The organism is Flavobacterium sp., from assembly GCF_035456225.1.
GTDB lineage: Bacteria > Bacteroidota > Bacteroidia > Flavobacteriales > Flavobacteriaceae > Flavobacterium.
In genome coordinates this window covers 1-10,400 of sequence record NZ_DATIDM010000154.1, presented here as the reverse complement: position 1 = coordinate 10,400, position 10,400 = coordinate 1, and the positions used below count along the sequence as shown (strand labels likewise).

General features: G+C 35.3%; 9 protein-coding genes and 1 tRNA gene. 5 read left to right on the top strand and 5 right to left on the bottom strand.

All coding sequences use genetic code 11. The features are described 5' to 3' along the window. Positions 1–155 precede the first annotated feature (155 nt). From VLB74_RS09095 to porX, 5 genes are all read right to left on the bottom strand, one after another. A tRNA-Val gene (locus VLB74_RS09095) sits at positions 156–230 on the bottom strand. 72 nt (positions 231–302) lie between these two features. Then, positions 303–677, bottom strand: coding sequence for a DUF4258 domain-containing protein (locus VLB74_RS09090; protein ID WP_325203140.1), 375 nt, complete (start codon positions 675–677; stop codon positions 303–305). A gap of 47 nt (positions 678–724) precedes the next feature. After that, the gene (locus VLB74_RS09085) at positions 725–1,918 is read right to left on the bottom strand and encodes an alanine dehydrogenase (RefSeq protein ID WP_325203139.1); all 1,194 of its coding nucleotides are present in this window, start codon (positions 1,916–1,918) and stop codon (positions 725–727) included. A 55-nt stretch (positions 1,919–1,973) separates the two neighbouring features. Further along, entirely contained in the window at positions 1,974–2,381 is a 408-nt protein-coding gene (gene tsaE, locus VLB74_RS09080) for a tRNA (adenosine(37)-N6)-threonylcarbamoyltransferase complex ATPase subunit type 1 TsaE (protein ID WP_325203138.1), read from the bottom strand. A 50-nt stretch (positions 2,382–2,431) separates the two neighbouring features. Continuing rightward, a complete protein-coding gene (gene porX / locus VLB74_RS09075) occupies positions 2,432–3,985 on the bottom strand; it encodes a T9SS response regulator signal transducer PorX (RefSeq protein ID WP_325203137.1) in 1,554 nt (517 codons plus the stop codon). Between the two features lie 422 nt (positions 3,986–4,407). Here porX and VLB74_RS09070 point away from each other — a divergent pair, with 422 nt between their 5' ends. The 5 genes from VLB74_RS09070 to VLB74_RS09050 form a co-directional block, all read left to right on the top strand. Beyond that, positions 4,408–6,456 carry a M13 family metallopeptidase gene (locus tag VLB74_RS09070; protein WP_325203136.1) on the top strand — a complete coding sequence of 683 codons (2,049 nt, stop codon included), beginning with the start codon at positions 4,408–4,410 and terminating at the stop codon, positions 6,454–6,456. Positions 6,457–6,570: 114 nt separating this feature from the next. Then, the gene (locus tag VLB74_RS09065) at positions 6,571–7,806 is read left to right on the top strand and encodes an HD domain-containing protein (RefSeq protein ID WP_325203135.1); all 1,236 of its coding nucleotides are present in this window, start codon (positions 6,571–6,573) and stop codon (positions 7,804–7,806) included. 119 nt (positions 7,807–7,925) lie between these two features. After that, the gene (gene lpxD, locus VLB74_RS09060; RefSeq protein WP_325203134.1) at positions 7,926–8,951 is read left to right on the top strand and encodes a UDP-3-O-(3-hydroxymyristoyl)glucosamine N-acyltransferase; all 1,026 of its coding nucleotides are present in this window, start codon (positions 7,926–7,928) and stop codon (positions 8,949–8,951) included. Next, entirely contained in the window at positions 8,944–9,768 is an 825-nt protein-coding gene (locus VLB74_RS09055; protein ID WP_325203133.1) for a hypothetical protein, read from the top strand. Before lpxD ends, VLB74_RS09055 begins: the two co-directional genes overlap by 8 nt. 21 nt (positions 9,769–9,789) lie before the next feature. Beyond that, a partial coding sequence (locus VLB74_RS09050) for a UDP-3-O-acyl-N-acetylglucosamine deacetylase (protein ID WP_325203132.1) occupies positions 9,790–10,400 on the top strand: 611 nt, incomplete at its 3' end.

Genomic DNA, 10,400 nt, shown 5'->3' with positions numbered 1-10,400 from the left:
CCTTCATCAATAAAAAAAAGAAACTGGGCTACTAAAAAACTGTTTAAGGCCGAAAAAAGCGGCAGATTAAGCTTCATGATGCTTTTTTAACTAATAACGAGACTTTTGGATGTATAGTATAAAAAAAACTCCTCAAAAATTTGAGGAGTTTTTTGTGGGCGATGAGGGGTTCGAACCCCCGACCCCCTCGGTGTAAACGAGGTGCTCTGAACCAGCTGAGCTAATCGCCCTATAATAGTGCTTTCAAGTGAACCTGATTGCGTTGCAAATATACATCAGGATTTTGATTACACAAGATTTTTTTACTGTTTTTTCACGTCTTTTAATACAACTCTTTCGGTGTAATTAATCATTTCAACAGTAATAGCTTCATTATTAGCATTTTTACCTTCTATAATGTACAGTTTTCCTTGTTCGAAGGGCTTATTGCTTTTATCAAAATCTACTTCACCGTCCTGAAGACATTTTTTTATATCTTCCAAAGTAACCCATTTCTCATTGATTTTAGCTTCAGCCTCTTTTGAGTAGGTGATAGGCTTGCTTCTCAAATCTTTTAAAACCCTGCAATTTGGCATGTAGCAAAATTCTGTTTTCTTTTTTTGAAAGAAGAAAACTAAAAACATACCGCCCAATAGCAGTCCAAAAAGATAATACGCTAAACGATGTACGAATTTCATTGTAATTAATTTGTGCCAAAAATAAGCAAACAATCTGCTATTACCAACTAAAATACAATTAGGTTTATATCGCGGTAAGAAATATTAAACCAATCGGCGATAGATTTATTGGTTAAGATTCCGTGATAAAAATAAACGCCATTTTTTAAACCTCTGTCACAACGAATTGCACTTTCCAAACCACCATCATCAGCAATTTTCAGCAATGAAGGTGTTATGATATTACTTATTGACATTGAAGCTGTTTTTGAATAACGCGAGGGGATATTCGGTACGCAATAATGAATAACATTACTCTTAATAAAAGTAGGTTTTTCATGCGTGGTAATTTCAGATGTTTCGAAGCAGCCACCGGTATCAATACTGACATCAACAATCACAGCACCTTTTTTCATGTGTTCTACCATTGTTTCTGTCACTACTACGGGAGTACGGTTTTTCCCACGCATGGCTCCAATGGCTACATCACAGCGGCGTAACGCTTTCAAAAGTGATTTTTCCTGTATTGTAGACGTGAAAATACGCTGGTTCAACATATTTTGCAATCGGCGTAATTTCGTAATTGAATTATCAAATACTTTTACTGTTGCTCCTAATCCTATAGCAGTTCTTGCGGCGTATTCTGCAACAGTCCCGGCTCCTAAAATAACAACTTCCGTTGGGCGGACTCCTGTAATATTTCCCATCAAAAGTCCTTTTCCAACCGACTGGCTGATCATTAGTTCGGCAGCAATCAGCACAGAAGCCGTACCGGCAATTTCACTCAATGATTTTACGGCAGGGTAGGAACCGTCTTCATCTTTTATAAATTCAAAAGCAAGTGCTGTAATTCGTTTGATGGCTAAAGCTTCAAAATAAGCTTTCTTTTGTGTCTTTAGTTGTATAGCCGAAATTAGGAATGTCTGCGGATTCATCAGCTCGATTTCCTGAAGGGTTGGTGGTTCCACTTTAAGAATCATGGGACAACTGAAAACCTTTTTGGTATCACTTGTTATTTCGGCCCCAGCATCACTGTATTCTTTGTCTGAAAAACTCGAACTTAAACCTGCACCAGCTTCCATTAACACCCTGTGCCCGTGTGAAGTTAAAGAATTTACCGCATCCGGAGTGAGGCAAATACGACGCTCCTGATAGGATGTTTCTTTAGGTATTCCGATAAAAAGAGCACTTTTGTGCTTTTCTATTTCTAACTTCTCTTCTTGGGGAAGCAGTTGTTGTTTGGAAAAAGGTGTAATTGACATACTTTAAATTAAATGAATTGTTCACAAAGTACAAAATTTTAGCAAAAAACCATAATCATTTAACGGTCAAATGACGTTTTCCGTTAGGCAGAAGTTTTATGTGGATTGAAGTATGATCAAGAGGAATCAGATTAGGTGTTTTTTCAGGCCATTCTATAAAACACCAGTTTCCGGAATAAAAATATTCGTCAAGTCCCATATCGTAGGCTTCTTCTTCGGAATTTAACCGATAGAGATCAAAATGATAAATAATCTCATCATTGGAAGCTTTGTATTCATTAACAAGCGAGAATGTCGGACTTGATGCCATGTGTTTAACACCAAGAAAAGTAACTAATTCTTTTATTAAAGTAGTTTTTCCCACACCCATGTCGGCGTGGAAAGTAACTACTTTTTTTATACTGTGGGCAAAAATCTGTTTTACTACGTCCTGAATTTCTTCAAGAGTGAAGGTGATTTCCATAAACAAAACGGCTTTTATTTGATTGTAAGAAATTTACAATCCAAATATACCTATTTTGGATTGAAAACCAAGAAAGGAACAATCATTTCTTCCAAAGAGATACCACCGTGCTGATAAGTATTACGATAATAACTTACATAATGATTAAAATTGTTAACATACGCCAGGAATAAATCATTCTTTGCAAAAATGAAGGAACTGCTCATGTTTATTGCCGGTAAACCGATTTTTTTCGGGTCTTTCACAGCATATACATCTTTGTCTTCATAAGTAAGGCTTCTTCCGGTTTTATAGCGCAAATTTAAACTTGTCTGCTTATCCCCAATTACTTTGGAAGGGTTCTTACAATTAATGGTTCCGTGATCGGTGGTTACAATCAGTTTGAATCCTAATTGTTGCGCTTGCTGGATAATCTCCAAAAGAGGAGAATTCTTAAACCAGCTCAATGTGAGAGAACGATATGCCTTATCATTAGAAGCCAATTCTTTAACCACCTCCATTTCTGTTTTAGCATGAGAAAGCATATCTACAAAGTTGTAAACCACAGTCGTTAAATCATTGTTTTTTAAAGCTTTGAAATTATCTACAAGTTTTTTTCCGTCTTTAAAGTTGGTTATTTTATAATACTCCTGTTTGATATCTATGCGAAGGCGTTTCAATTGTTCTGTGAGGAACTCTCCTTCATACAGGTTTTTTCCTCCTTCGTCAGTGTCATTTTTCCAGTATTGAGGGTAATTTTTTTCCATTTCCAATGGAGTTAACCCTGAAAAAATGGCATTTCTGGCGTATTGTGTAGCTGTTGGAAGAATGGCGAAATAGCTCGTTTCCTTTTCCAGTTTATAATGATTGTTGATCACACTTTCAAAGGCTTTCCACTGATCGTAGCGAAGGTTATCGATTACGACAAATAAAATCGGTTTTTCTTTTTTACGGATTTCGGGAACTACAAGTTTTCTGAAAATTTCATGCGAAAGAAAAGGACGGCCTTCTTCAGTAGTAAACCATTTTTCGTAGTTTTTCTCGATGAATTTTCCAAACTGCGAATTAGCTTCCACTTTCTGACTTTCCAAAATCTCAACCATACTCTGGTCTTCAATATCTTCCAGTTCTATTTCCCAAAACAACAGTTTCTTATATAGTTCTACCCAATCTTCATAAGAATTTACCATAGCCATATCCATAGCTATCTTCCTGAATTCTTTCTGATAATCCAAAGTTGTTTTTTCGGATACAAGACGCGAAAGATCCAAATTCTTTTTAAGGCTGAGTAAAATCTGGTTTGGATTTACCGGTTTAATAAGATAATCGGCAATTTTCGAACCGATAGCTTCCTCCATGATGTATTCCTCTTCACTTTTGGTAATCATGATTACAGGTGTCGCGGATTTCTTTTCCTTTATTTCAGCAAGCGTTTCCAAACCACTTAAACCGGGCATGTTTTCGTCCAAAAATACAATATCAAAATTTTGATCCTCAAATATATCAATGGCATCCTGCCCGTTATTACAGGTAGTTACGTTGTATCCTTTTTTTTCCAGGAATAGAATGTGGGGTTTCAACAAATCAATTTCATCGTCAACCCAAAGTATTTTTATATCGCTCATGATGCTTCGTTATATTATTTATTAATGCAATATATAGATTTATCAACGGAATCAGGTTAAAATTATTGTAAAAATAAACGTGTTATTTTATAATGTTTTTTTTCAAAGATGATGAGCAAATTTTAAGTTCTTTGTTTTATAAAAGGCATATTTTTACTATGATAAATAGCGATATTTTTGAAAATCACAAACAATTTTTAGCATCATGAAGAATGTGCATCACATTATTTTTTTGATTTCACTTCTTTATTTGGTTTAGCTTCTTTGCAAGATATTCTTTTAATTACACAATTAAAATTTGACAACAAAATGATTATTTGATTTAAAATATAGTATCAACTGCATGAGCTTACCATAGACTTGTAAAGATTGTAAGAAAAAGATATCTTTGAAAACTTATCCTAATCAAACTCATAAACTTTATGAAATTAAAACACGTTACACTTCTTGTTGCCGGAACCACTTTGTTCTTAACAAGCTGTAAAGACAAGGAAACATCCGAATTAGCACAACCCGATCCTTTAGCAATAAACCGGGACACAACCATGCATCCTGGAGAAGATTTCTTTAATTATGCCAATGGAAGCTGGTTTAAAAAAAATCCAATCCCTGAAACGGAAAGCAGTAACGGGATTTTCAGAACCATCGGCGATACTATCAACGCCCAGATAAAGACGATTTGCGTTAAATCTTCTGAAGATAAAGACGCTGCCAAAGGAAGTAACAAACAGAAAATCGGTGATTTCTATGCTTCCGGAATGGATACTTTAGCCATTGAAAAAGCCGAAATTAATCCGCTTAAAACAGAAATGGCCCGAATTGAAGCTGTCAAAGATATTTCTTCTTTAACAGAGGCCATAGCTCATATGCATACGATCGAAGCTGGTCCGGCATTTAATTTCTATTTGGCTCAAGATGACAAAAACAGTACAAAATATGCGTTGTTTTTTACTCAAGGAGGACTGGGATTAGGAGATCGTGATTACTATTTCAATACCGATACGGAAACAACAAACATCCGAAAAGAATATGTAAAACACCTTCAGGCAATGATGCAGCTTATTGGTCAGGATAATGCATCAGCCTCTAAAAATGCAGCAACCATCATGAAGCTGGAAACTGATCTGGCTAAAGTATCACGTAAATTAGAAGCTCTTCGTGATCCTATAAAAAACTATAATAAGATGTCGGTTGCTCAATTTAAGGCTTTGGTTCCTAATTTAAATGTCGATAAAATGCTGTCAACCTTAAAAGTTGCTAAAGCAGATTCGGTTATTGTAGGACAACCTGAATTTTACAAAGGATTGAATCAATTAGCCAAAACGTATACCATTGAAGACTGGAAAATATATTTAAAATGGGTTTTAGTGGACAGCTATGCAGCCTATTTAAATGATGCTATAGAAAAACAGAATTTCAAATTCTTTTCTACTGTAATGAATGGAGTTACGAAGCAAAAACCCAGATGGAAAAGAGTTGTATCCCGTACAGATGCTTCTTTGGGAGAGTTAATCGGACAGGTTTATATTGCTGAATATTTACCAAAAGGAACCAAAGAAAAGCTTTTAGAGATTGGAAACAATATCAGGGATGTCTATGCCGATCATATAAAAAAATTAGACTGGATGAGCCCTGCCACTAAACAGAAAGCCCTAAACAAATTAAGCAAGATTGTAATGAAAGTCGGATATCCTGACAAGTGGAAAGATATGTCCAGCGTTTCGATTGACAGAAAATCGTATTGTACAAATGTGATGAATACCAAAAAATGGGAATACGATTATATGATTGCAAAATACGGAAAACCTGTAGACAGAACGGAGTGGGGGATGTATCCGCAAACATACAATGCATACTACAATCCGAGCAATAACGAAATTTGTGTACCTGCCTGTAATATTATCGTACCCGGATTTGAAGGAAGAATGCCGGATGACGCAGTTTTATACGGGATTATCGGCGGATCTACGTTCGGACATGAAATTACCCATGGTTTCGATGATCAGGGAAGTCAATATGATGAAAAAGGAAATTTAAACAATTGGTGGACCAAAGAAGATTTAGAAAAGTTCAAAGCCAAAACAAAACTAATTGTTGAACAATTCAATAAATATGAAGCTTTGGAAGGTAAATTCGTAAACGGTGATGCCACGCAAGGTGAAAATATTGCCGATTTAGGTGGAGTTGTCATGGGATATGAAGCATTTAAAAAAACGTCGCAATTCAAAAACAATGAGAAAATTGCCGGTTTAACTCCAAATGAACGTTTCTTTTTAGCTTATGGTTATGCCTGGATGGTTAATATTAAAAAAGAAGCTTTATCCCAGCAGATTATGACCGATGTTCACGCTCCGGCGCAATTCAGAATCAACGGACCGTTAAGTAACATTCCTGAATTTTATTCAACGTTTAAAATTAAAGAAGGAGATAAGATGTACCGTCCTGAAAATATGCGTGTTGTGATTTGGTAATCTACTTAAATTATATAATTAAAACCACTCGAAAGGGTGGTTTTTTATTTCTGATACGTAAGGATTGAGTTACCTATTCTAATTTTATTATATTTGTTTAAATATTATACTTGCGTGACTCAGATTAACAAGCTCAAAATACTCAATGACCCCATTTATGGTTTTATAACCATTCCGAATACCTTAATTTACGATTTAATACAACATCCTTATTTTCAGCGATTACGACGAATTTCTCAAATGGGAATGTCCTATCTTGTCTATCCGGGGGCACATCATACGCGTTTTCACCACGCTTTAGGCTGCATGCATATTATGCAGAAAGCGGTGCAGACGTTGCGCTTTAAAGAGGTGGAAATTTCTGAAGACGAAGAGAATGCACTTTACATAGCAATATTGCTGCACGATATTGGTCACGGTCCTTTTTCACATGCCATGGAGCACAGCATTGTAGAATCGGTTCATCACGAAGAAATCTCATTGTTTTTCATGAATGAATTAAACCGTGAATTTGACGGAAAACTATCATTGGCGATACAAATCTTCAAAGGGGAATATCACAGGAGGTTCATGCTGCAGCTTATTTCTAGTCAGTTGGATATGGATCGAATGGATTACCTAAAACGCGATAGTTTTTACACCGGTGTTGCCGAGGGAAATATCAATTCTGAGCGACTGATTCAGATGATGCATGTTGTAGATGATGTTCTGGTCATTGAAGAAAAAGGAATATATTCTGTAGAACAGTTTTTGGTGGCAAGACGATTAATGTATTGGCAGGCTTACTTGCATAAAACCAGCCTGGTGGCCGAATTGACGCTGACGAAGATTTTAAAACGCGCCAAAGAACTGACCCAGAAAGGAGAGTTGCTTCCCTGCAGTGAACCCTTGCAGTTTTTCATGCAAAATAAAATCGCTCAGGAAAGTTTCGATGTCCCGACGCTTAAAAAGTTTGCGCTTTTAGACGATTTTGATATTGTCAGCGCTATAAAAACATGGCAATTTCATCAGGATTTCGTACTTTCTTCTTTAAGTAAAATGATTATCAACCGCGATTTGCTAAAGATTAAGATGGTTCCGGAAAAAGTGAGCAAAGAGCATCTGGGGGATTTAAAATCAAAATTGATGACGCTTCATAATTTATCCGAAAAAGAAGTGGAATATTTCATTTTCAAAGGAAAAATAAAGAATCAGGCCTATAATAAAACAGGGGAACCCATTCACATTTACAAGAAAGACAAAACTATTGAAGATGTAGTGGAAGCTTCTGATCAATTGAACTTAAAAGCTTTATCAAAACCAGTGACCAAATATTTTCTCTGTTACCCAAAAGTACTGTTAGAAAGTTAAGATTAGATTAAATTTTATATTTTTGCACTGATGAAACGAGTAATGTTTAAAATAAACATACCGCAAATTTCAATTTGCGAGTTCCATCTTATACAGAAAGTAAATTAAAATACTTTAAGATGAAATTTACTGCAGAACAAATAGCAGGTATTTTAGAAGGTGAAGTTGTAGGAAACCCTTCAGCAGAAGTCTATAAATTGGCTAAAATAGAAGAAGGAACAGAAGGTTCTCTTACTTTTTTGGCTAATCCTAAATACCAAAATTATATATATACCACAAAAGCGTCTATTACAATTGTAAATTCGACTTTTGAACCAGACCAGCCCATCACAACCACTTTAATAAAAGTGGAAGATGCTTATAAATCATTCTCCAAACTTCTGGAATACTATAATCAGGTAAAGCTGATGAAATCCGGTATCGAACAGCCTTCGGTTATTTCCGAACATGTTGATTATGGTGAGAACCTTTATTTAGGGAGCTTCTGCTATATTGGAAAAAACGTGAAAATCGGTTCTAACGTAAAAATTTATCCTAACAGTTTTGTGGGAGATAACGTTGTTATTGGTGATAATACCGTTTTGTTTGCCGGTGTTCGAATTTATTCGGAAACAGAGGTTGGTGCTAATTGCACGATTCATTCCGGCTCTATTATTGGTTCGGACGGATTTGGATTTGCTCCCCAGGAGGACGGAACCTATTCAAAAGTACCTCAAATCGGTAATGTGATCATCGAAGATAATGTTGATATTGGTTCTTGTACAACTATTGACAGAGCTACTTTAGGTTCAACCATTATCCGTAAAGGTGTGAAATTGGACAATCAGATACAAATCGCTCATAATGTTGAAATAGGAGAGAATACAGTTATTGCTTCTCAAACAGGAGTGGCAGGCTCAACCAAAATAGGTAAAAACTGTATGATTGGCGGACAGGTAGGTATTGCCGGACATTTAATCATTGGAAACGGTGTACGTATCCAGGCGCAGTCAGGGGTTGGAAAGAACATCAAGGATGGTGAATCCATCCAGGGAAGTCCATCTTTCAATTATGGAGATTACAACAAATCATATGTTCATTTTAAGAATCTTCCGAAAATCGTTGATGATATTCATCAGTTGAAAAAAGAATTGAAAAATGATTAAAAACATAATTTACTGTTTTATACTTATACCAGTTTTTTATTCGTGTAATGACGATGATAATGTTGCTCTGGAATCAGATAATCGCATGAGTTCTTATAATATGGAGTATACAGATTATCCATTTGTTTATGATGATCCTCTTGTTGATAATGATGAAATAGTAAATTTACTTTATACCAACAATAAATTGGTAAAAAGGCAAGGAGGCTTATTGAATGTTTCAGCAAACACCGGAGTTATAGGATTGTATCATCCTAACGTATACGATACAATTATCTATACACCTAACAGGATTATAACTTATAATAAAATTATTCCTTTTGGAGGCTCAACAGATATTGTCCCAAACAAAAGAGAGATCAATTATCTGGATGGTAGAATAATAAATAAAGTTTATCATAAAAACGAGAATGATGGCTTGGCGAATAATGATACAATACGATTTGAATATAATGGAAACAAGATTGTTAGAACCTATAAAGGGAGAAACAATTATGTAAGTCGTGAATCATTGTATTATTATAATTCAAATCAAAATTTAGATAGTATCATTACAAAAGAATATGAAAATTATAATCTTGTATACAAAATGAAAGAAACCTTTGAAAATTATGATAATGCAGTCAATCCGTTTCAGAATTTAACTTTCTTTGATGACACTTTTAAAAGATCTTTATCCAGAAATAATTTTCGAAAATATACTAAATCTGAAATAAATTTAGTGCTGAATGAAACACATGGTACTTATGTAAAGATTTATAATTTGACTTATAATCCGGAGGGATTACCAATATTTAATATTTATCAAGAAAACTAACTAAACTAAATAACAAAAACCATGGTTAAGCAAACAACCATCAAAAACGAAGTTTCATTAAAAGGAGTAGGGTTACATACCGGTCAGGAAGTAACAATGACATTTAAGCCGGCACCAGTAAACAACGGATTCACATTTGTTCGTGTTGATTTGGAAGGCGAACCGATAATTGAAGCTGATGCTAATTATGTTGTAAATACTCAAAGAGGTACAAATCTTGAAAAATTAGGCGTTAAAATCCAGACATCAGAGCACGTATTAGCCGCTTTTGTCGGATGTGATGTGGATAACGTTATCATAGAATTAAATGCTTCGGAGCCGCCAATCATGGATGGTTCTTCAAAATATTTCGTGGAAGCCATTGAAAAAGCGGGTGTAGTAGAGCAGGACGCTGAACGAAATGTTTATGTGGTTAAAGAAGTTATTTCGTATACAGACGAAGCTACCGGAAGTGAAATTACAGTTATTCCTTCTGATGAGTATTGCGTAACTGCTATGGTAGATTTTGGCACGAAAGTTCTTGGTACTCAAAATGCCAATATGAAATCCATCGTTGAATTTAAAGAAGAAATCGCTAACAGCCGTACTTTCAGCTTCCTACATGAATTAGAAGGATTGTTGCAACACGGATT

Bases quoted from the DNA above. Each gene is read 5' to 3' on its own strand.
- VLB74_RS09090 (WP_325203140.1), bottom strand. From the start codon at position 677: ATGAAATTCGTACATCGTTTAGCGTATTATCTTTTTGGACTGCTATTG.
- porX (WP_325203137.1), bottom strand. From the start codon at position 3,985: ATGAGCGATATAAAAATACTTTGGGTTGACGATGAAATTGATTTGTTG.
- lpxD (WP_325203134.1), top strand. From the start codon at position 7,926: ATGAAATTTACTGCAGAACAAATAGCAGGTATTTTAGAAGGTGAAGTT.
- tsaE (WP_325203138.1), bottom strand. From the start codon at position 2,381: ATGGAAATCACCTTCACTCTTGAAGAAATTCAGGACGTAGTAAAACAG.
- VLB74_RS09085 (WP_325203139.1), bottom strand. From the start codon at position 1,918: ATGTCAATTACACCTTTTTCCAAACAACAACTGCTTCCCCAAGAAGAG.
- VLB74_RS09055 (WP_325203133.1), top strand. From the start codon at position 8,944: ATGATTAAAAACATAATTTACTGTTTTATACTTATACCAGTTTTTTAT.
- VLB74_RS09070 (WP_325203136.1), top strand. From the start codon at position 4,408: ATGAAATTAAAACACGTTACACTTCTTGTTGCCGGAACCACTTTGTTC.